The 20741-nt window shown below is 73.6% G+C and carries 21 protein-coding genes and 1 pseudogene; 10 read left to right on the top strand and 12 right to left on the bottom strand.

The genetic code is table 11. The features are described 5' to 3' along the window. Both VR44_RS08760 and VR44_RS42360 read right to left on the bottom strand, forming a co-directional pair. On the bottom strand, positions 1-540 hold a 540-nt coding region (locus tag VR44_RS08760; RefSeq protein WP_045946828.1), incomplete at its 3' end, for a universal stress protein. A 172-nt stretch (positions 541-712) separates the two neighbouring features. Next, positions 713-1414 (bottom strand): annotated as a pseudogene (locus VR44_RS42360) (universal stress protein); the annotation flags it as partial. Between the two features lie 314 nt (positions 1415-1728). Between VR44_RS42360 and VR44_RS08750 the strand changes: the two are divergent. Genes VR44_RS08750 through VR44_RS08730 form a run of 6 tightly spaced genes read left to right on the top strand, consistent with a single transcriptional unit; the run spans position 1729 to position 5645 of the window. After that, on the top strand, positions 1729-2385 hold the full coding sequence (locus VR44_RS08750; protein ID WP_045946826.1) for a CBS domain-containing protein: 657 nt from the start codon (positions 1729-1731) through the stop codon (positions 2383-2385). A 34-nt stretch (positions 2386-2419) separates the two neighbouring features. Continuing rightward, a complete protein-coding gene (locus VR44_RS08745) occupies positions 2420-3289 on the top strand; it encodes a universal stress protein (RefSeq protein WP_045946825.1) in 870 nt (289 codons plus the stop codon). A gap of 49 nt (positions 3290-3338) precedes the next feature. Beyond that, positions 3339-3632, top strand: coding sequence for a CBS domain-containing protein (locus tag VR44_RS48775; RefSeq protein WP_342669303.1), 294 nt, complete (start codon positions 3339-3341; stop codon positions 3630-3632). Continuing rightward, on the top strand, positions 3593-3955 hold the full coding sequence (locus VR44_RS48770; protein WP_342669302.1) for a CBS domain-containing protein: 363 nt from the start codon (positions 3593-3595) through the stop codon (positions 3953-3955). The genes VR44_RS48775 and VR44_RS48770 overlap by 40 nt, the downstream gene beginning before the upstream one ends. Before the next feature lie 12 nt (positions 3956-3967). After that, positions 3968-4705 carry a CBS domain-containing protein gene (locus VR44_RS08735; RefSeq protein WP_094191507.1) on the top strand — a complete coding sequence of 246 codons (738 nt, stop codon included), beginning with the start codon at positions 3968-3970 and terminating at the stop codon, positions 4703-4705. Then, positions 4656-5645, top strand: coding sequence for an Acg family FMN-binding oxidoreductase (locus VR44_RS08730; protein WP_045946832.1), 990 nt, complete (start codon positions 4656-4658; stop codon positions 5643-5645). Before VR44_RS08735 ends, VR44_RS08730 begins: the two co-directional genes overlap by 50 nt. 66 nt (positions 5646-5711) lie before the next feature. Here the strand turns inward: VR44_RS08730 and VR44_RS08725 are convergent, their stop codons facing one another. Continuing rightward, positions 5712-8081 (bottom strand): phosphoketolase family protein, encoded by a 2370-nt coding sequence (locus VR44_RS08725; RefSeq protein ID WP_045946824.1) that lies wholly within the window; start codon positions 8079-8081, stop codon positions 5712-5714. A 239-nt stretch (positions 8082-8320) separates the two neighbouring features. Here VR44_RS08725 and VR44_RS08720 point away from each other — a divergent pair, with 239 nt between their 5' ends. Next, positions 8321-9196 (top strand): universal stress protein, encoded by an 876-nt coding sequence (locus tag VR44_RS08720; protein ID WP_045946823.1) that lies wholly within the window; start codon positions 8321-8323, stop codon positions 9194-9196. Positions 9197-9208: 12 nt separating this feature from the next. Here the strand turns inward: VR44_RS08720 and VR44_RS08715 are convergent, their stop codons facing one another. Then, the gene (locus tag VR44_RS08715) at positions 9209-9916 is read right to left on the bottom strand and encodes a response regulator (protein ID WP_045946822.1); all 708 of its coding nucleotides are present in this window, start codon (positions 9914-9916) and stop codon (positions 9209-9211) included. A gap of 261 nt (positions 9917-10177) precedes the next feature. Here VR44_RS08715 and VR44_RS08710 point away from each other — a divergent pair, with 261 nt between their 5' ends. Together VR44_RS08710 and VR44_RS08705 are read left to right on the top strand one after the other, a co-directional pair. Continuing rightward, a complete protein-coding gene (locus tag VR44_RS08710) occupies positions 10178-10504 on the top strand; it encodes an STAS domain-containing protein (RefSeq protein WP_045946821.1) in 327 nt (108 codons plus the stop codon). Positions 10505-10583: 79 nt separating this feature from the next. Continuing rightward, positions 10584-10997 (top strand): pyridoxamine 5'-phosphate oxidase family protein, encoded by a 414-nt coding sequence (locus VR44_RS08705; protein WP_052713512.1) that lies wholly within the window; start codon positions 10584-10586, stop codon positions 10995-10997. On the opposite strand, the gene VR44_RS08700 is transcribed toward VR44_RS08705, so the two are convergent. After that, positions 10960-12618, bottom strand: a complete 1659-nt coding sequence (locus VR44_RS08700) for a sensor histidine kinase (protein WP_045946831.1) — start codon at positions 12616-12618, stop codon at positions 10960-10962. The two genes, VR44_RS08705 and VR44_RS08700, sit on opposite strands and share 38 nt — an antisense overlap. A 177-nt stretch (positions 12619-12795) precedes the next feature. Here VR44_RS08700 and ppk2 point away from each other — a divergent pair, with 177 nt between their 5' ends. Beyond that, positions 12796-13590 (top strand): polyphosphate kinase 2, encoded by a 795-nt coding sequence (gene ppk2, locus VR44_RS08695; RefSeq protein ID WP_045946819.1) that lies wholly within the window; start codon positions 12796-12798, stop codon positions 13588-13590. Positions 13591-13641: 51 nt separating this feature from the next. Here the strand turns inward: ppk2 and VR44_RS41020 are convergent, their stop codons facing one another. From VR44_RS41020 to VR44_RS08655, 7 genes are all read right to left on the bottom strand, one after another. Then, complete coding sequence (locus tag VR44_RS41020; protein WP_052713511.1) at positions 13642-14238, bottom strand: Rv1733c family protein; 597 nt, start codon at positions 14236-14238, stop codon at positions 13642-13644. A gap of 39 nt (positions 14239-14277) precedes the next feature. After that, on the bottom strand, positions 14278-14778 hold the full coding sequence (locus VR44_RS08680) for a flavodoxin domain-containing protein (RefSeq protein WP_045946818.1): 501 nt from the start codon (positions 14776-14778) through the stop codon (positions 14278-14280). A gap of 295 nt (positions 14779-15073) precedes the next feature. After that, positions 15074-15523: a universal stress protein gene (locus VR44_RS08675; RefSeq protein ID WP_045946817.1), complete on the bottom strand. Its 450-nt coding sequence runs from the start codon at positions 15521-15523 to the stop codon at positions 15074-15076. A 98-nt stretch (positions 15524-15621) separates the two neighbouring features. Then, positions 15622-18021 (bottom strand): glycoside hydrolase family 65 protein, encoded by a 2400-nt coding sequence (locus VR44_RS08670; RefSeq protein ID WP_045946816.1) that lies wholly within the window; start codon positions 18019-18021, stop codon positions 15622-15624. Further along, a complete protein-coding gene (locus tag VR44_RS08665) occupies positions 18018-18788 on the bottom strand; it encodes an HAD family hydrolase (protein WP_045946815.1) in 771 nt (256 codons plus the stop codon). The genes VR44_RS08670 and VR44_RS08665 overlap by 4 nt, the downstream gene beginning before the upstream one ends. Then, positions 18785-19339 carry a pyridoxamine 5'-phosphate oxidase family protein gene (locus VR44_RS08660; protein WP_245691644.1) on the bottom strand — a complete coding sequence of 185 codons (555 nt, stop codon included), beginning with the start codon at positions 19337-19339 and terminating at the stop codon, positions 18785-18787. The genes VR44_RS08665 and VR44_RS08660 overlap by 4 nt, the downstream gene beginning before the upstream one ends. Before the next feature lie 130 nt (positions 19340-19469). Then, a complete protein-coding gene (locus tag VR44_RS08655) occupies positions 19470-20546 on the bottom strand; it encodes a zinc-dependent alcohol dehydrogenase family protein (RefSeq protein ID WP_045946814.1) in 1077 nt (358 codons plus the stop codon). Between the last annotated feature and the right edge of the window lie 195 nt (positions 20547-20741).

Below are 20741 nucleotides of genomic sequence, written 5' to 3'. Positions count from 1 at the left end.
TCGGTCGGCCTCGTCGAAGGCGAAGGTCAGGGCGTCGGTGGTGGCCGCGCTGCCGTCGATGCCGACGACGAGGTAGGCCGGCTGCTGGGTGGCGTGTTCGGCGTCGCCGACCACGGCGACCGGGCAGGCGGCCTGGGCGGTCACGGGGACGACGGTCGAGCCGGAGCTGAAGAGTTCGGCGGCGCGGCCCAGGTGCCGGGAGCCGAGGACGACGAGACGGGCGTGCCGGGACTGTGCCAGCAGGACGTGGGCGGGGAAGCCGCCGAGGAGGTCGGTGTGGACGGTGACCTCCGGGTGGCGCTCGCCGACCCAGGCCGCGGCCTGGTCCAGCCGGTCGGCGCCGCCGCGGCGCAGGGCGGTCTGCCGCTCGGTGTCGTCGACGTGCGGCGTGTCGTGCTGCGGTGGGACGGCCAGCACCGGTCGAAGCGGCAGCCGGCGGCGGTGTGCCTCGTCGGCGGCCCAGGCCACCGCGAGGTGCCAGTCCCGGACCGGGTCGACGCCGACGACGATGTCGCGGGCCTGCTCCCGGGCGGCGGTCATGACGTGCTCCCGAAGTGGCCGGCGAGCCGGGGAACGAGCACGACCGGGCAGTGGGCGTGGTGCAGGAGACTGTGCGCGGCCGGAGACTGTGCGCGGCCCGCCCGAGGCCGCGCCTGAGGCCGAGCGGGGCGGGGGCGCGGCGGCCGCCCATGACCAGCAGGTCGGCGTGGTGGGACGCCTCGACGAGGACACCGGCCACGGAGACGCTCTTCTCCGCTTCGCTCTCGACGACCAGGTCGGGGAACTCCTCGCGGATCACGTCCGTGACGGCGAGGAGGGTCTCCTCGTGCCGGCCGGCGATCTCGTCCACGCCGTCGAGCATGGGCACGACGGTGCCGACGGACTGGAGCACGTTCCAGACGTGCAACAGCCGCAGCGACGCCTTGCGCAGCTCGGCTTCCCGGGCCGCGTACTGGGCGCACGGCAGGTCGTGCTCGTCGCGGACGGCGGCGAGGACGCTGCCGCGTTCCTCCGCCCCCTCGACGCCGCGCACCACGATGACGGGGGTCCGGGCGGCCGCCGCCGTGTCGAGGCCGACGGAGCCGAGCATGAGCGAATCGAAGCCGCCCAGGCCGCGGTTGCCCACGACGATGGTGCCGTGCAGGCCGGCGGCCCGGTGCAGGCTGGTGACGGCGTCGGCGCGGCTGAACTCGGTGGTGACGGTCAGCCCCGGATACTCGGCGGCCACGGCCTTGGCCGTGTCGTCCAGGAGTTCCCGGCCCGCGGCACGGACCCTCTCGATGCTCTCCGCCGACAGGTAGAGGGCCCTGCCGTCGGTGTCGGCACCGTGGACGATGTGCAGGGGGCGGCCACGGCGCTCGGCCTCCGCCGCGGCCCACAGGGCGGCGTCGCGCGCCTGCGCCGAGCCGTCCACGCCGACGATGACGGAGCTGGTGTCGGGGGTACGGATGGTGCTTTCCACGGTTCCTCCCAACCGAGAAGCCGACGGGTGTCACCCCTGACGCTGGCACCGCCCGGGGCCGGGAAAGAGGGCCGTCAGGGGCCCGCCGGGGGGCCAAAGGTCCCCATTGGGCCGGCCCGGTCCCGCCCGGCCCGGCGCGGGGGGTCCTCCCGGTCCCCGGACGGGACCGTTCGGCCCTCGAAACGCGGCTCCGCCCCGGCGGATGGTGAGTGGCAACACCGGACGCCGGCCACGCCCACCGCCGGCACGGCGGAGCAGGAGGCCTCATGAACCACATCAAGGTGGCGGACCTCATGACCGACGAGGTCGTCTCCGTCCCCCCGGGGACGGCCGTCAAGGAGGTCGCGAAGACCCTGGCCCAGCACGACATCAGCGGGGTCCCCGTCCTGGACGACGAGGACCGCGTGGTGGGCGTCGTCTCCCAGACCGACGTCCTGGCGCTCGCCCGGTCCGGCCCCCACGCGCGGGGCACCCCCCAGGGCGTGCCGCCCACGGCCGGCGAGATCATGTCCGCGCCCGCCGTCACCGTCCGTGCGGAGGAGACCGCGGCCGACGCCGCCCGGCTGATGATCCGCCGCGGTGTCGAACGGCTGCCCGTCGTCGACGTGGAGGACCGGCTGGTCGGCATCGTCACCCGCCGGGACCTGCTGCGCATGTTCCTGCGCCCGGACGCGGAGATACGCCGTCGGGTCGAGGACATCCTCACGGACGTGCTGGACGTTCCGGCCGGTGACGTCGACGTCCACGTCGTGGACGGCATCGTCACTCTGAACGGCCGCGTGCACCGGCGCAGTCAGCTGCGCTCCCTGCTCGGCCTCGTCGAACGCGTCGAGGGCGTCGTGGCGGTCGCCCCGCGCGTCACCGCCCATGCCGACGACACGGCCGCAACGGCCGGCGACGGCCGCGGCGCGCTGCCCTGGTGAAGCCTGCCCGGGCCGCTGGAAGGAGCACGGAGTCATGAACGAGCACGTGACCGTCGGGGTCGACGGCTCCGCCGAGAGCCTGGCGGCCGCCCGGTGGGCCGCCCAGGAGGCGGTCCTGCGGCAGGTTCCGCTGCGTCTGGTCCATGCCGTCGACTGGCTGCTGGACCCGGTGGTCCCGGGTGTCGGACGCCAGGACGTCGACAGCTGGGCGGACCAGGCGCTGGCCGACGCCTCGCAGGAACTGCGCCGACGGCATCCGCGCCTGGACGTCACCACCCGGGCGCTCTCGGCCCGTCCCGCGGCTGCGCTGGCCGCCGAAGCCGCCGACGCCGACCTGCTGGTCCTGGGCTCACGGGGCCTGGGCGGACTGGTCGGCTTCATCGTCGGTTCGGTGGCCATGTCCACCCTGGTCGCGACCGACACGCCCGTCGTCCTCGTCCGCCCCGCCGACGACCCGGACGGGCCGGGCACCGGATCGGCCGCGGAGATCGTCGTGGGCCTCGACGTCCACGAGGCGTGCGACCGGGTCCTCGCCTTCGCCTTCGAGGAGGCGGACCGCCGCCGCTGCCCGCTGCGGGCCGTGCACGGCTGGAAGATGCCCGCCGCCTACACCTACGTTCCCTTCGCCGACCCCGGCAACGAGCGGGACATCAGCCGCAGCATCACCCACATGGTGGAGGACACTCTGTTGCCGTGGCGGCACAAGTTCCCCGAGGTCGCCGTCTCGCAGACGGTCTTCAGGGGGCCGGCCGCCGAGCGGCTCGTCCCGGCGAGCCAGGGGGCGCAGCTGGTCGTCGTCGGCCGCCGTCTGCGCCGCTCGCCCCTCGGCATGCACCTGGGCTCCGTCGCCCACGCGGTCCTGCACCACGCCGCCGCCCCCGTCGCCGTCATCGCCCACGACTGACCCCCGCGCCCACCCGCCACGCCCGCCCCATGACCATGGGAGGAAGACCATGAAGCGCCTGCGCACCGTGGACGACGTCATGACACACGCCGTGATCTCCGTCGACCGGGAAACCGCCTTCAAGGACATCGTCGAGACCCTGCGCATGTGGCACGTCAGCGCCGTCCCCGTGACCACCGGGGACGGGCAGGTGGCCGGAGTCGTCTCCGAGGCCGACCTGCTGGCCACCGCTCAGGACGAGGCCGCCGCACCCCGCGAGGTCACCGCCGGGCAGTTGATGACGCGCCCCGCCGTGACCGTGCCGTGCCGAAGGACGCCACGATCGCCGGTGCGGCCCGCCTGATGGCCCGCGGCCACCTCAGGCGCCTGCCGGTGGTCGACGCCGACGGCCGCCTGGCCGGCATGGTCAGCCGCGGCGACCTGCTGAAGGTCTACCTCCGGCCGGACGCGGACATCGGTGCCGAGCTCCGCGAACTGATCATGTATCAGCTCATCCCGCACGCGCACGCCCCGGCCGAGGTCCACGTCCACGTCGCGAACGGCATCGTCCACCTTCACGGAACCCTGCCTGAACCCGGCCTCGAAGACGTGGTCGTACGGGCCGCGCGCACCGTGCCCGGAGTCGTGGACGTCAAGGCCGATCTCACGGTCGCCATGCCTGCCTGAGGGGATGCCCCGATGAGACACCGCAGCGTCGCGGACCTGATGACCCCCACCGCCGTGACCGTCCGGCGCGCCACCCCTTTCAAGGAGATCGCCCGTCTCCTCCAGGAGTTCGGCATCACCGCCGTACCCGTCGTGAACGACGCCGGGCACGCGCTCGGCGTCGTCTCGGAGGCCGACCTGCTCCGCCGCCGGCCCCACGGCGCGAACGGCGGATCGGCCACCGCCGAGCAGCTGATGACCAGCCCGGCCGTCACCGCCCGCCCGGAGTGGAGCGTCGTACGAGCCGCCCGCGTGATGCACCGGCACCAGGTCAAGCGGCTGCCCGTCATCGACGCGGAGGGCGTCGTGACCGGCGTGCTCAGCCGCAGCGACCTCCTCCGGCTCTTCCTCCGCCACGACCACGCCATTCAGGCGGAGATCGTCGAGGACGTCCTCACCCGCATCCTGCACCTCGCCCCGTCGGCGATCACCGTGGACGTCGACGACGGCACGGTGACGCTCAGCGGCACCGTGCCGCGCCCCGGACTGCTGCCCGTCGTCGTCCGGCTCTGCCAGAGCGTGGACGGCGTCGTCACCGTCGACAGCCGACTCGTCTGCGCCGGCGACGCGCAACCCCTCCAAGCAACCCTCCACCACAAGGAGCAGAACCATGCCGAAGCGGATGGCGAACGGTCCGGAGGGACCGGACGCGCGCCGGACCATGGCCACGGACCGCATCGACGCCGACACCGCCGCAGTGCTCGTCGGTGACGCCGTCACCGCACCCTCGATGCACAACGCCCAGCCCTGGCGGTTCGTCTTCCGCCGCGCCACCGGCGTCATCGAACTGCACGGCGACCCGGAACGGGCGATGAAGCGGACCGACCCCGATCACCGTGCCCTCCATCTCGGCTGCGGTGCCGTCCTGTTCAACCTGCGGGTGTCCGCGGCATGGCACGGGATCGGAGCCGAGGTGGGCCTGCTGCCCGACAGCTCCGACGCGTGGCTGCTGGCCACCGCCGCCCTCGGCACGCCGACGGCCGAGGACCAGGGACTGGCCGTGCTGTACGACGCGCTCCGCCACCGGCACACCAGCCGCCGGCCCTTCAGTGACGAAGCCGTTCCACCCCCTGTGCTGGACGGCCTGCGCGCGGCCGCCCGACTGGAAGGCTGCCGCCTGACCATCCCCGACCGCTGGCACACCGAGGCCGTGCTCTCACTCGTACGCGACGCGGAGCACCACGAGGAGATGGATCCGCTGGCGCGAGCGGAGACGGACGCCTGGACCGCTCATCCGCAAGGTGTGGCGCCCGCACCGAGGGACGACGGCATTCCCGCCGAGGCCTTCGGTCCGCGGAGCGCCGGTCCGACGCCCGTACGGGACTTCGGCCGGGCACACCCGGTCCCGGACCGCGGCTGGGCCGTCTTCGAGGAGCACCCCCAGCTGGCCCTGCTGGGCACTCCGAACGACACCGCGGCCGAGTGGCTGCGGGCCGGCCAGGCGCTCGAGCGTGTACTCCTCCAGGCCACCGCCGACGGCCTGGCCACCTCGATGACCTCCCAGCCCCTGGAGTGGCCGGAGCTGCGCTGGGCGGTCCGCGATCCACTGGAATCCATGGGCCACGTCCAGATGGTCCTCCGCCTCGGGTACGGGCCGCCGGGACCGGCCACGCCGCGTCGCCCCGTGACGGAGGTCCTGGAACTCCGGTGAGACGGTGGTGGCGCGGCGCGGCGCCCGTGCCCGAGGAGCCGGCCCTCGGGCACGGGTGTGGTGGGCTCAGCAGGGCCACGTCCATTGCGCGACCTCCGGCAGGTCGGTGCCGTGTTCGCGGATCCAGTCGTGGTGGCGTACGCGCCGGTCGGCCATGGCCTGGCGGAGTCCCTCGGCACGGCCCGCGAGACCGGGGACCCGGTCGATGACGTCCATGACCAGTCGGTAGCGGTCCATGTCGTTGCGGACCACCATGTCGAACGGGGTCGTGGTCGTGCCCGACTCCTTGTACCCGCGCACGTGCAGCTGGGAGTGGCCGCTGCGGCGGTAGGCGAGGCGGTGGACCAGCCACGGATAGCCGTGGTAGGCGAAGACCACCGGCCTGTCGGTGGTGAAGAGGCCGTCGTACTCGGCGTCCGTCATGCCGTGCGGGTGTTCCTCGTGGGGCATGAGGCGGGCGATGTCGACGACGTTGACCACGCGGACCGCCAGCGACGGCAGGTGTTCGCGGAGCAGGGCGGCGGCGGCCAGCACCTCCATGGTGGGCACGTCGCCGGCGCAGGCGAGGACGACGTCCGGATCGCGGGAGCCGTCGTCGGTACCGGCCCATTCCCAGACGCCGGCTCCGCGTGCCACGTGCGTGCGGGCCTCGTCGACCGGAAGCCAGTCGAAGCAGGGCTGCTTGCCGGCGACGATCACGTTGACCCGGTCGCGGCTGCGCAGCACGTGGTCGGCGACGGCGAGGAGGGTGTTGGCGTCCGGCGGCAGGTAGGCGCGCACGACCTGGGGGCTCTTGTTGAGGACGTGGTCGACGAAGCCCGGGTCCTGGTGGGAGAAGCCGTTGTTGTCCTGGCGCCAGACGTGTGAGGTGAGCAGGTAGTTGAGCGAGGCGATCGGTGCCCGCCAGGTCAGTTCGCGCGAGGTCTTCAGCCACTTGACGTGCTGGCCGACCATGGAGTCGACGATGTGCGCGAAGGCCTCGTAGGTGGAGAACAGGCCGTGGCGGCCGGTGAGGAGGTAGCCCTCCAGCCAGCCCTGGCAGACGTGTTCGGACAGGATCTCCATCACCCGGCCGTCCCGGGACAGGTTCCGGTCCGTGGCCTCCGTCAGGCCCTGCCAGGCCTTGCCGGTGGCCGCGTACAGGTCGTCCAGCCGGTTCGAGGCGGTCTCGTCGGGCCCGACGACCCGGAAGTCCCGCCGTCCGGCCGTGTCCCGCATCACCTGGGTGAGGAAGTGTCCGAGGACGCGCGTCGGTTCGTGCAGGGTGCGGCCCGGCTTGTCGACCGGGACGGCGTGTGCCTCGATCGGGGGCAGCGGGAGCGGCCGCAACAGCCTGCCCCCGTTCGCGCAGGGCGCGGCGCCCAGGCGGCGGTCGCCCTCCGGGACGCATGCCAGGACACGCGCCGTCGGACGGCCGTCGGCGTCGAAGAGCTCCTGCGGCCGGTACGAGCGCAGCCAGTCCTCCAGCTGCCTCAGGTGTGCGGGGTTCTCGCGCACCTCCGCGAGGGGGACCTGGTGGGAGCGCCAGGTGCCCTCGACCGGCTCGCCGTCGACGCTCGCGGGTCCCGTCCAGCCCTTCGGTGTGCGCAGCACGATCACCGGCCAGCGCGGGTACTCCCGGCCCGGGTCGGTGCCCGCCGCCCGTGCCTCGGCCTGGATGCCGGCGATGCGGTCCAGGGCCTGGTCCATCGCGCGGGCCATGGAGCGGTGGACGAGGGCGGGGTCGCTTCCGGTCACGTACAGCGGCTCGTGGCCGTAGCCGCGCAGCAGGGCGTCGAGGTCGGTCTCGGGGATCCGGGACAGCACCGTCGGGTTGGCGATCTTGTACCCGTTGAGGTGCAGGATGGGCAGGACGGCGCCGTCGTGGACCGGATCGAGGAACTTGTTCGCGTGCCAGGACGCGGCCAGCGGCCCGGTTTCGGCCTCGCCGTCGCCGATGACGCAGGCCACCAGCAGACCGGGGTGGTCGAAGGCGGCGCCGTAGGCGTGGGCGAGGGCGTATCCGAGCTCCCCGCCCTCGTGGATGGAGCCGGGGGTCTCCGGTGCCACGTGGCTGGGCACGCCGCCGGGGAAGGAGAACTGCCGGAAGAGCCTGGCCATGCCCTCGGCGTCGCGCGTCACGTCGGGGTAGGTCTCGCTGTACGTCCCCTCCAGCCAGGAGTTGGCCAGGACGGCGGGGCCGCCGTGCCCGGGACCCCACACGCACAGGGCCTCCAGCGAGCGCTCACCGATCACGCGGTTGAGGTGGGTGTGCACCAGGTTCAGGCCGGGGGAGGTGCCCCAGTGGCCGAGCAGCCGGGGCTTGATGTGCTCGGGCCGGAGGGGTTCGGTCAGGAGGGGGTTGTCCATGAGGTAGATCTGGCCGACGGCCAGGTAGTTGGCGGCGCGCCAATGGGCGTCCAGCTGCGCGATCGAGTGCGCGGGCAACGCGGTCATGTCCGCTCCTGCGGGTGGGGTCGGGCACGTTCGTCGACTGAGCCGATACCGACACCCTCGGCCCGCCGGCACCTGGCCGACAGGGGAGGACCGGCCCTCGTGGAGGGACCGTCGGCCCTTTCGCGCACCTGCCCGGCCCGGGGAGGGTGAATCCCGGTGGCGCCCGGTCCTCCCCCGGCCGGCGCCACCCGTCCGGTCATCGACCCCGATGCTCGTGCATCAGTACGGAGGACAGACCTGTGGAACGCACCCTCGTCGTCGGCGTGGACGGCTCCCCCGAAAGCCGTGCCGCTGCCGACTGGGCGGCTCGGGAAGCCGTACGCCGGGACATGCGGCTGCACGTGGTCCACGCCTGGTCGTGGCAGCCGCTCGCCCTCCCGGTCGTCCAGGACCACGACACCGAGGCCGGGCGGGCCCAGGAAGTCCTGGAGGAGACGCGGGCCGAGCTCACCCGCCGCCACCCGCGGCTCTCCCTCACCGCGGAGGTGGTGCCGGACGCCCCCGTACCGGCCCTGCTGCGCGCCGCCAAGGACGCGGAGATGCTGGTGCTCGGCAGCCGCGGGCACGGCGCTCTGGCCGGCTTCCTGCTGGGCTCGTACGGGCAGCAGCTGATCGCCGCCGCCGAATGCCCCGTCGTCTCCGTCCGTGCCCGGCACGGCATCGCGGTGCCGGGGTCCGACGAGGGCGAGGTGGTCGTCGGTCAGCAGGGTGGCGTGGCGGACTCCGCCGACGTGCTGCGCTTCGCCTTCGAGACGGCGGCGTCGCGCAAGGCGCCCCTGCGCGCGGTCCGGGCCTGGAACCTTCCCCCGGTCTACGGATACAGCCCCGGCTCGATGTGGATCGCGGACCGGTTCGGCGGGCTGGAGCCCTTCGAGAAGGCCGCGCTGGAGCAGGCGCTGGAACCGTGGCGGACGAGGTACCCCGAGGTGGACGTGGTCGCGCACGTGGAGCTCGGCGGCGCGGGCCATGTGCTGCTTTCCGCCGCTTCGGACGCCGGGCTGCTCGTCGTCGGGCGGCAGGTCCGGGAGTCGGGGCTGGGGACACGCATCGGGTCGACGGCCCATGCCGTCCTCCACCACTCGGCCTGCCCCGTCGCCGTCGTGCCGCACCGCTGAGGCGTCGACAGCCTACTCGGCGAAGGGGACCGGGTGCCGGCCGGGAGGGGTCAGGGCGTGGCTGGCGATCACGGCGGCCTGTACGCGCCCCTCCACCCCGAGCTTGACGAACAGCCGCGAGATGGTGTTCTTGACGGTCTTCTCCGCGAGGTAGAGCCGCTTGCCGATCTCCCGGTTGGTGAGCCCCTCGCTGACCATGAGGAGGATCTCCTTCTCCCGGTCCGTGAAGCCGGGAAGCCCCGGGACCCGCTCCTCCGGGGGCACGTCTCCGCGCACGCGTGCCATCAGCCGGGTGGTGGCCCCGGGGTCGAGCATCGACCGGCCCGAGGCCACCGTCCGGACGGCGGTCACCAGGTCGGTGCCGGTGATCTGCTTCAGCACGTAGCCGGAGGCCCCCGCCATCACGGCGTCCAGGAGAGCCTCCTCGTCGTCGAACGACGTGAGCATCAGGCAGGCCAGCGCGGGCATCCGCGAGCGCAGCTCACGGCACACGCTCACCCCGTCGCCGTCCGGGAGCCGTACGTCCAGGATCGCGACCTGGGGACGCAGCGCCGGAACACGGGCCAGCGCCTGTTCGGCCGTGCCCGCTTCGCCGACGACGCTCAGGTCGGGTTCGGCGTCCAGCAGGTCGTGCACTCCCCTGCGCACGACCTCGTGGTCGTCGAGCAGGAACACGCGGATCGGCTCCGTCGCCGGGGAGGTGACACCGCTGCCCGTCATGACGCTCCTTCTCCTGGGTTCGTCCCTGGACGCACGAACACCGGCATCCTGCCCGCTGACCGGGCCGGACGGACAGGGCCGATCGGCCCTCATCCGACGGCGGCTTCCCGCCAGGTGCCGCCGGCCGGCCCTCCCGAGGAGGGACCTTCGGCCCTGCCCGAGGGCCTGCCGGACCCTCCCGGGTACGCGCGGCACCGGATGGACTGGTGCTGCACGGGAAGGGCGCGGCTCCGCGGGGCCGCACGCAGCGCGGAGGACGCCATGACGACCGCTTTGATCGACTTGAGGACCGTCGCCCGGAACGACTGGGGTCTGCGGCTCGCCCTGGCCGGGGAACTCGACTTCTACACGGCCGGACAGCTGGGGCCGAGACTGCGCGAACTCGCCTCCTGCGGCTACCGGAACATCGTCCTGGACCTGCGCGGACTCACCTTCTGCGACAGCGCCGGCATAGACCTCCTGATCCGTTTCGACCGCCGCTGCCGTACGGCGGGCGCCCGGCTCCTCCTGTGCGACGTGCCGCCCCTGGTGGTCAAGTCCCTCCGGGTGCTCTCCGCCGACCGCGACCTGACGTTCACCGCCTCGTGAGCACGGAGCCGTCCCAGTGAGCCGGGATCGCGTGCCGTGCGCCCCGGGGCCGGCCGGCCGGACGACGCCCGCCCGGCACATGCGCGAGCTGGACCGGGCCGAAGCCCTGCGGCTCCTCGCCACCGTGTCGCTGGGCCGCATCGTCTTCACCCACCGCGCCCTGCCGGCCGTCCGGCCGGTGAACCACCTCGTCGACGGGGAGGACGTCGTCATCCGGATCCACGGGGGCGGGGCACTGGCCTCGCTGTCGGCGCCCGCAGACGCACCGGGCGTGGTGGTGGCCTACGAAGCCGATGCGATGGACCCCGACACCCACCTCGGATGGAGCGTGGTCGTCACCGGCTACGCACAGCCGGTGCTCGACGCCAACGACCTCGACCGGTACGCAAACCTGCTGCACCCCTGGGTGGAGCGGGCGACGACGACCGCCACCCTGCGCATCCACCCCGATCTCGTCACGGGGTTCCGCCCCCGTCGGGAGTCTCGACCGTGAAGGTCCCGCCCACGGCCCGCGCCCGCTCGCCGAGGTTGCTCAGCCCGCTCCTGCGCCCCTGTGCGGGGATGCCCACGCCGTTGTCCGCGACGGTCAGTACGATCTCCCCCCGCCCGGCTCTGAGGGCCACCGCGACCCGGGTCGCCCGCGCGTGGCGGGCCGCGTTGCTGAGGAGCTCGCCCAGCACCGCCACCACGTGATCGGCGATCTGCGGGGGTACGTCGGTGTCGAGGAGCCCCTCCATGCTCAGGATCGGCGGGTGGCCGAGGGAAGGGGCCGCGTCGCCGACGGCGCGGGCGGCGCGGGCCCGCAGTCCGGGTCCGCTGTCGCGGTCCTTGGTGCGCAGACCGAAGATCGTCGATCGGATGATCTTGATGGTTTCGTCCAGGTCGTCGACCGCCCGGCCGACGCGCTCGGCGGCCCCCTCGTGCTCCACGAGCCGGGCCGCGCTCTGCAGGGTCATGCCGGTCGCGAAGAGCCGCTGGATGGCCAGATCGTGCAGGTCGCGGGCGATCCGGTCGCGCTCCTCCAGCAGGGCGATCTGCTCGGCGTCACGGCGCCGTTCCGCCAGCTCCAGGGCGAGCGCCGCCTGACCGGCGAACGCGACGAGCGGCTCCAGCTCGCCCTCGCCGAACGCCGGGTCTCCCGCAGCGCGCGCGAGCAGCAGGACACCCCGGCCGCCCCTGCCCGCGGTGCCCAGCGGGACCGCCACGGCCGGTCCCAGTCCGCCCTCCCGCGCCTGGCTCCCGGATTCGTCCGGGCAGAGCCCGTCTCCGGAGGCCTGCAACGCCGTCACGGGCTTGCCCGTCCGGTGGGCGGCGCCGGAGAGCGTGCCGTCGAACGGGACGACGAGACCCCGTTGCGCCTCTCCCTTCCCGCCCGCGGCGAACTCCACGAGCAGGCCGTCCAGACCGTCCACCGGCACGGCGATGTTCGCGAGCCGCGCCGCGGTGATCTCCTGGGCGCGGCGGGCGATGAGCTCCAGCACCGCCGGGCGCGGACTCCCGGACAGGAGGCTCTCGGTGATCTCCGCGTTGGCCCTGAGCCAGCGCTGCTGGCGCTGCGACCCCTCGTAGAGGCGCGCGTTGTCGATCGCCACGCCGGCCGCCACCGAGAGGGTGGTGATCACCGTCTCGTCTTCGTCGTCGAAGTCGACCCCGCCCCGCTTGTCGGTCAGGTAGAGGTTCCCGAACACCTCGTCACGGACCCGGATCGGCACACCCAGGAACGTGCGCATGGGCGGGTGATGGGCCGGAAATCCGTGCGAGGAGGAGTGTGCCCCCAGATCGGTCAGACGCAGGGGCTCGGGGTGGCGGATGACCTCACCGAGCAGTCCGTGGCCGGCGGGCAGCGGCCCGATCGCGGCGATCTCGTCATCGGTGAGCCCCACCGTCAGGAACTGTGCGAGCCTGCGCCCATCGGGGCCGATGACCCCCAGGGCGCCGTACTCGGCGTCCACGAGCAGTGCGGCCGCCTCCACGATCCGCCGGAGCACCTGGGCGAGATCGAGCTCCCGCCCGACCGACACCACGGCCTCCAGCAGGCTGTGCACCCGGTCACGGGTACCGCGCACCTCGTCGATGCGCACCTGGAGCTCGTCCAGCAGTTCGTCGAGCCGCATCCGCGGCACCCGAGTCAACGGATCCCCCACACCCACGCGCCACTCCTCCGTCCGACACGCCCGATGGCGCGGCCTGCGGCCAGCGTATCGACACGCGGGGGCGCCGAGCACACGGTTGCGCGCGGATGCCCGGGGCGACTGGTTTGATCGAGCGCCCGACAACGGGAAGGTACGGACGTGGCAATCGGCAAGGCGGTCTACGAGGCGGAACTGCTCAGGCTCCAGACGGAGCTGATCAAACTTCAGGAGTGGGTGCGTGCGGAGAGGGCCCGGTTGATCGTCGTCTTCGAGGGCCGTGACGCGGCGGGCAAGGGGGGCACGATCAAGCGCGTCGCCGAGCACCTCAACCCGCGGGTGGCACGCATCGCGGCCCTCCCGAAGCCGACGGAGCGGGAGCGCACGCAGTGGTACTTCCAGCGGTACGTGGAGCACCTGCCGGCCGCCGGGGAGATCGTCCTGTTCGACCGCAGCTGGTACAACCGTGCCGGAGTCGAGCATGTCATGGGCTTCTGCACCCCCGCGGAACACCAGCTGTTCCTGCGGCAGTGCCCGATCTTCGAACGGATGCTGGTGGAGGACGGGATCCTGCTCCGCAAGTACTGGTTCTCCGTCAGCGACGCGGTGCAGGAGGAGCGGTTCCGTCGCCGCGCGGAGGACCCGCTGCGACGCTGGAAGCTCTCGCCGATGGACTTGGAGTCCCTCACGCGCTGGGAGGCGTACTCACGGGCCAAGGACGAGATGCTCGTCCACACGGATACGGCGGACGCCCCCTGGTACGTGGTCGACAGCGACGACAAGCGCAGCGCGAGGCTCAACATGATCGCCCACCTGCTCTCCTCGGTCCCCTACGAGGACGTGGCCCTGCCGCCGCTCCTCCTGCCCGCCCGACCCCCGTCCACGGGATACGAGCGACCGCCCAGGGAACTGCAGACCGTCGTGCCCGATCACGCGGCCACTCTGCGGAAGGAATGAGCCGCAGCGGACCGGGGGGGGTCGGGGGCGAGGTCGGGGCCGGTGGCGGTCTCAGTCGTCGCCGGCCCCCTGGCCGGGCCGCAGACGGCCGGACCACAGCGGTTCGACGTCCGCCCACTCGGCCTCCCACGCCCGCGCGCTGCGCGCGTCGACGGTCATCAGGCATACGCGGACCAGGGCGCCGGCCGCGAGGACGATCCCGCTCAGCACGCCCGTGCCGTAGCCGACGGCCTGCACGGCGACGTCACTGGTGGTGGGCGGGGCGGGGGCCGCGTCGCCCCGGTCGTCCACCCACACCTCGACGGTGTCCCCGGTGCGCGTGCCGGCCGGGACGGGCACGGACTGGGTGTGGGCGCGGTGTCCGGGGTAGTGCCAGGTGGCGGGGGCCACGGTGAGGGGCGGGCTCGCCGGCCGGGGAGCGGCGACGTACGCGGTGGCGGCGGTGGTGGTGGCCGTCACGGCGTGCCGGTGGCCGGCGGTCGCCTCGGCGGCCCGGCTGCCGTCGTGCCATACGGCCCGGCCCACCATGACGCCGCAGATCGCGGCCAGCAGGCAGGCCGACGCGAAGGCGGCGTGCAGGCGGGTGCGGGTGCGGTCGGCGTCCCGTCTGACCGGGTTGTCGGCGGCGTGTCTCGTCCGGTGGTACATGGGGTGCCTCCGCTGGTCCGGCGCGGGCCGGCCGCCCGGTCAGGCGGCGGTGAGCTCGGCGCTGATGTGGTGGGCCCAGGTCCGGATGCGTTCGGGGTTGCGGTAGTCGCCGCCCTTGCCTTCGTGGAGGAGGGCCTTGGCCAGGAATCCCGGGGTGTGGGCGGTGATGCTGCCGCCGAAGGTCATGTGCTCGCGTGCGCCCACGAGCTGCATCTGCCGGGCGACGGCGGCCACCGGCGGGATGTCCTTCTCCTCGGCGGACCGGTCCAGCGGGCCGCTGCTGAACATCCACACGGGGCGGTGCCGCAGCAGGTCGGCGTTGCGTTCGGCGCAGCGCTTGGCCTTGGCGCTCCAGTGGCCCGCGTACAGTGAGCCGCCGATGACGACCGCGTCGTAGTCGCGGACGTCGTCGACGTCGCCGGCGGGCAGCACGACCGCGTCGAGGCCGTCCTCGCGGAGGGTCTGGCCGATCTGCTCGGCGATGCCCGCGGTGGCGCCGTGCTTCGTTCCGTAGGCGATCAGCACTCGCTTGGTGTTCATGGCCGTTGCTCCTCGTGCCGTCGGGGCGGGTTCGGTGTCACTGTCGCGCGGCGGTGGGCTCGTCCGCATGGGCCGGGCGGTGCCAGGTGGGGGCCGGACGGCCCTCTCCGGAGCGCTGCGGGGCCCTTCGCCCGGGGCCGACCGGTCAGCGTCCACGCGGGACCGATCGGCCCGCACGACGCGTGCCGAGGGTCGTGCGGACCGGCTGGAGACCCTGTCCGCGCAGGTCAGGCCCGGACGCGGAGGAGCGCCGGCCGGGTCCGACCGGCGCTGCCGGAATCCAGCGGGTGTGGGATCACTCGACGTGCACGTCCTGCCGGACGATCGTCACCGGGCACGGGGCATGGAGGGCGACCTGCTGGCTGACGGAGCCGAGGAGCGCACGGCGGAAGCCGCCGCGCCCGCGGCTGCCGACCACCAGCATCTCGGCGCCGTCTGCCGCGTCCACCAGGACCTCGACGGGGTGGCCGTGGACGAGGCGTTCCCGCACCAGCGAGGCCCCCTCTTCTCCGAGTACGGTGCGGACCTCGTCGACCAGGCGCCGCTGGGCGTCTTCCTCGTCGAAGGTCGCGTCCACGGCGGGTGCCGACCACGACGCTTCGCCGGGGACCTCCCAGGCCGTGACCGCCTCCACCTTTCCGCCGACGAGGCCCGCGTACCGCATGGCCCAGCGCAGCGCGGCCTGGGACGAGGGCGATCCGTCGACGCCGACCACGATCTTGGCTGCCGAGTGCTGCGTCTCCATGGCCTTTCACCCCTTTCGACGCTGTTCTTCCAGCGTGTGTGCGCAGCGGTCGCACCGCCACAGGAGGCGGCCCGGGCCGCTGTGTCCGAGGGCATGGCTCAGCTCGCCCGGAGCTTGAACCACCGTTCTTGGCCCGGGGCGACCTTCGTGCGGCGGCCGCCGGGAAGCACCAGGGGCACCGGCCCCAGGAGGGAGGGCGGGACCCGGATGCCGAGCCGGCCGGGCCGGAAGCTGATGCGGATGTCCCGGTGCCCGAGGCAGGAGAGGGAGAAGCGGGATCCGGGGATCTCGGAGAGCGGCACGGGGTCGATGTGCAGGCCGTCGTCGGCGGGGTCGAGTCCCACGATGCCCCGTTCCACGAGGTCGAGGGTGCCCGCCATCGCGCCGAGGTGGATGCCCTCGCCGGTGGTGCCGCCCTGGACGTCGGTGATGTCGCCGAGGAGGGCTTCCTGGCAGTACCGCCAGGCCTCCGGACCCTGCTGCCGGGCGAGCACCCGGCCGTGGACGAGGCTGCTGAGGGTGGAGCCGTGGCAGGTCCGCCGCAGGTAGTAGGCCACCGTCCGTGCCCAGAGCGCGTCGTCGAAGGGGTAGCCGAGCCGTTCGAAGAGCCCGGCGAGTTCGGTGGGGCGGAAGAGGTGGCCGAGCATCAGGGTGTCGGCCTGTTTGGACGCCTGGTAGCGGTTGGGGGTGTCGCCTTCGGCTTCCAGGATGCGGTCCAGGCGGCGGATGTCGTGGTAGCGGGCGCGGTACGCGTCCCAGTCGAGCTCGGCGAGGTCTCCGTAGCCGTGGAACTGGCTGATGACGTCCTGGTGGAAGGGGACGTACATGCGGCGCGAGACGTCTTCCCAGACGTGGAGGCCGTCCGGCCGGAGGCCGAGCCGCGCGAGGAGTTCGGTGCGCCGGGCCGGCGGGAGTTGCGCGTACAGGTCGAGGGCCCGGGCGAGCACCCAGGCGGCGGTGACGTTGGTGTAGGCGTTGTCGTCGATGCCGGGTGCGGCGGCGCCGGGGTACGCGTCGTGGTACTCGTCCGGGCCCATGACGCCGCGGATGCGGTACCGGGCGAGGTCCTCGTCCCAGGCGGCGGCACGGGCCCAGAACTGGGCCACGTACAGGACGAGTTCCGCTCCGGGTCCGTGCATGAAGCCGGTGTCGCCGGTGGCGAGGCCGTACTGCCAGGTGTTCCAGGCGATGGCCGAGCCGACGTGGTGCTGGAGGTGGGAGTGGTCGGGCAGCCAGCGGCCGGACCGGGGGTTGAGGTGCAGGCGCTGCGTCTCCTCCGCGCCGGAACTGCCGCTCTGCCAGGGGAACATCGCCCCGTCCGCGCCTGTCCGGCGGGCCGCTTCCCGGGCCGCGGGCAGGCGGCGGTGCCGGTACATCAGCAGGGCGCGGGCCGTCTCGGGGAAGTGGAGCGAGAGGTAGGGCAGGACGAAGAGTTCGTCCCAGAAGACGTGGCCCCGGTACGCCTCTCCGTGCAGACCGCGCGCGGGGACCCCGGCGTCGAGTTCGGCGGTGTGCGGCGAGAGGGTCTGCAGGACGTGGAAGGCGTGCAGCCGCAGGATCCTTCCGGTCTCCCCCGCCGCGTGCAGCTCCCCTTGGCTCCACATCCGCAGCCAGGCCGCCCGGTGGGACGTGTGGAGGGCCGGGAAGCCGGGAGCGTGCTCCGCGTCCTCGATCGCGCGCCGCAGCGGCTCGGTGGGGGGACGGTCGAGCGAGCTGAAGAGGGTGGCGGTCTTCACCACCACGGCGTCCTGCCCCCGCCGCAGGGGCAGAAGCGCGGTCTGCGTCGTGCCGGTGGCCGTGCAGGCCCCGGCCACGGGCGTGAGGGGCCGTACCGAAAGCCGCACGGCGATCCCGATCCGGATGCCGGAGCCGGAGGTGCGGCAGGACAGCCACGCGGTGCCCGCCGCTTCCACGCCCGCCCGGTGACCGGCCAAGTGCCCTCCTGCCAGGGAGCGGTAGCGTTCGACGCCCTCGTTGACCACGTCCCCGTCGAGCACGGCGACGACCTCCATGCGGCCGCTCCAGCCGTAGGCGCGGAAGACGGTGCGCTGCGCGGCCAGGTGCGGGTCGCCCATGTGGACGAGTCGGGTGTGGGTGACGCCCAGGCGCCGGCCGCCGGTGTCGTGGAAGAGCATGCGGCGGGTGAGCGTACCGGTGCGCAGGTCGAGCGAGACGCGGTGGTGGCGCAGAGTGGGGTGGTCGGGGGTGAGCCAGTCACCGGGGGGTGCGTCGTCGGGCAGGCAGCGGTAGCGCAGGGCGGTCCAGTCCGGCAGCCGTACCAGGTCCTCGTTGGAGACGGCGTGTCCGGCGACGGTCGCTTCCAGGCGGTCGTAGCAGCCTGCCAGGTAGGTGGCCGGGTAGTGGACGGCGTCGGCGGTGGTCTCGGGGGCCGCTCCCCGGGTGGCGAAGCGTCCGTTACCGAGCGTGCACAGGGATTCGACCAGCCGCTCGTCCTTCGGGTCGTAGCGTGGGTACTCCCACTGCCAGGCGCGGTTCACGGCGGCCCGCCGGTGAAGGCTTCGAGCGCTGCGGGCAGTCCGCCGAGGCCGGGCAGGACGAGGTCGGCGCCGTGGGCGCGCAGGGCGTGTTCCGTGCGGGGGTCGCGGTCCCGGGCGAGGCCGACCACGGGGCGGAAGCCGCCGCGCCGGCCGGCCTCGACGCCGGCGAGCGCGTCCTCGACCACGGCTGCCCGCCCCGGCTCCACGCCGAGCCGGCGGGCCGCTTCGAGGAACAGTGCGGGTGCGGGTTTGCCCGGCAGGGACAGCGCGGCCGCGTCCTCGCCGTCGACGACGACGTCGAGCAGGCCGATGAGGTCCGCCGCTTCCAGGAGGGAGCGGGCGTGGCGGGAGGCCGAGACGGCGGCGCACCCGAGGTTCATCTCGCGCAGCCGCCGCAGCGCGGGCCGGACGTCGTCGAACGCGTCGGCGCCCGCGGTCCGCACCATCCCGGCGAAGGCGCGCTCCTTGCGCGCGGCGACCGCCCGCACGGTGTCGCATCCCGGCGGGTCCTCGGGCGTCCCGGGCGGGAGGGTGATGCCGCGGGCGGTGAGGAAGGCGCGTACGCCGTCGAGCCGGGACCGCCCGTCCACCAGCTCCCGGTACTCCCGGGCGGCGTCGAACGGGCGGGCGCCGGCACCCCCGGGCCGCCGTGTCGACCAGTGGGCGAGGCAGCCGTCGAAGGCCTCCTTCCAGGCGGCCGCATGGTGCGGCGCCGTGGCGAGCAGGACGCCGTCGGTATCGAGGACGACCCCGCTCGGGGCGGTCATGACCGGTGCACCACCCGGCGGCCGGTGAGCCGGAAGGGGGCGAGTTTCATCCAGTGGGTACGGGGGCCGCCCGCCCACGGGTGGGAGCGGGCCGTCGTGGTCAGGTGCCGGATCTCCTCGGGGTCGGTGACGGCCTGCAGTTCGCCCACGGCCAGGACGCTCCAGCCGCCGGCGGTGACGTCGTCGATGTTGTCGATCTCGAAGGCGATCTCCGTGCCGGCCGCCCTGGCGGCGAGGGTCTCCGCGGCGGTGCGGAACGCGATGGCGGTACCCGCCACCACCATGTAGTTGACCGGGAGGACGGCCGGGCCCTCAGGGGTGAAGACCGCGATGCGGCCCACGCCGTGCGTGCCCAGCAGCATGCGGCACTCCTCCTCGTCGAGGGTCACCAGCGCGGTGTCGTGGCGTGCCGGTGCGCGGCCGCGCACCTGGTCGGCGCTCGCGCCCGTGAGGTCGTCGACGGTGACGCCGAGGACGTTACGAGGGTGCCGGTGGCGGGGCTGGCGGCGTGCTCCTCCAGGTAGGCGATGTAGTTGCCGTTGGCGCCGCACCGCCGGCCCAGCTCCTCACGGCTCATGCCGAGGGCTTCGCGGTGGGCCGCCAGGCGGCGGCCCAGGTCGGTACGGCCGGCCTCCTTGCCGGCCGACGGGTGGGAGGCGTGGGGGATGCTCGCCATGGTGATCACTGCTCCTGGGGCGGGACGGCGACCGCGTCGTGCTGCGGGCCTCCGAGGACGATCTTGAGCGCGCCCGTCTCGTCTGCCCGGGAGAAGACGTCGTACGCCTCTTCCATCTCGTCCAGGGCGAACCGGTGGGTGACCATCGCGGCGGCGGGCAGCCGGCCGGCGGCCGTCATGCGCAGCAGCATGGGGGTGGAGTGGGTGTCGACGAGGCCGGTGGTGAGGGTGACGTCCTTGATCCACAGGTCTTCGAGGTGCAGGGTGGCGGGCTTGCCGTGGACGCCGATGTTGGCGACCCGGCCGCCGGGGCGCACCATGCGGGTGCACATCTCGAACGCCTCGGGGAGACCGACGGCCTCGATGACGACGTCTGCGCCGAGTCCGTCGGTCAGGTCCTCGACGAGCTTCTCGGGCTCCTCCCGCGCGCCGACGGTGGCGTCCGCTCCGAAGTCGCGGGCGGCGGCGAGCCGGGAGGTGGCCAGGTCGACGGCGATGGTCCGGTACGGGCTGTAGAGCGAGGCGGTGGCGAGGGCGGCGAGGCCGATGGGACCGGCGCCGACCACGACGACGGTGTCGCCGGGACGGACCTGGCCGTTGAGGACGCCGACCTCGTAGGAGGTCGGGAAGATGTCGGCGAGCAGGACCGCCTCGTGGCTGGGCAGCGCGCTGGGCAGCGGGTACACGGAGAGGTCGGCGAAGGGGACGCGTACGTACTCGGCCTGGGTGCCGTCGATGGTGTGGCCGAGGACCCAGCCGCCGCCCCCGCGGCACTGCCCGTAGCGGGCCTCGCGGCAGAAGCGGCAGCGGCCGCAGGCCGAGATGCAGGAGATCAGGACGCGGTCGCCGGGCCGGACGGTGCGGACGTCCCCGCCGGTCTCGACGACGGTGCCGACGGCCTCGTGGCCGAGGACGCGGCCCGGGGCGACCTCGGGGACGTCGCCCTTGACGATGTGCAGGTCGGTACCGCAGATGGTGACGGCGTCGACCCGGACGATCGCGTCGGCGCCGTCCTTGATCGAGGGGTCCGGGACGTCCTGCCAGGAGGTCTGCCCGGGCCCGTGGAAGACGAGTGCCTTCATGGCGCGGCCTTCTCTCTGTGCGGTGCACGCTGTGCGGTGCGGAAGTGGGGTCACCGCCAGCCTGTGCCCGGGGCCCGCCGCCACGCTTGGGCCGGTCGGCCCCCCACCGGGGACCGGTAGGGTCCCTCCCGCCCGGCCCCGCCGGTGCGACGGTGAAGTCCGGCCTCCGTCCCGAGAAGCCGGAAAGGAGGGGCC

It is taken from the genome of Streptomyces katrae (assembly GCF_000966975.1).
GTDB lineage: Bacteria > Actinomycetota > Actinomycetes > Streptomycetales > Streptomycetaceae > Streptomyces > Streptomyces katrae.
Note: the sequence above shows the minus strand (reverse complement) of the source record. Positions and strands in the feature narration are given on the sequence as shown.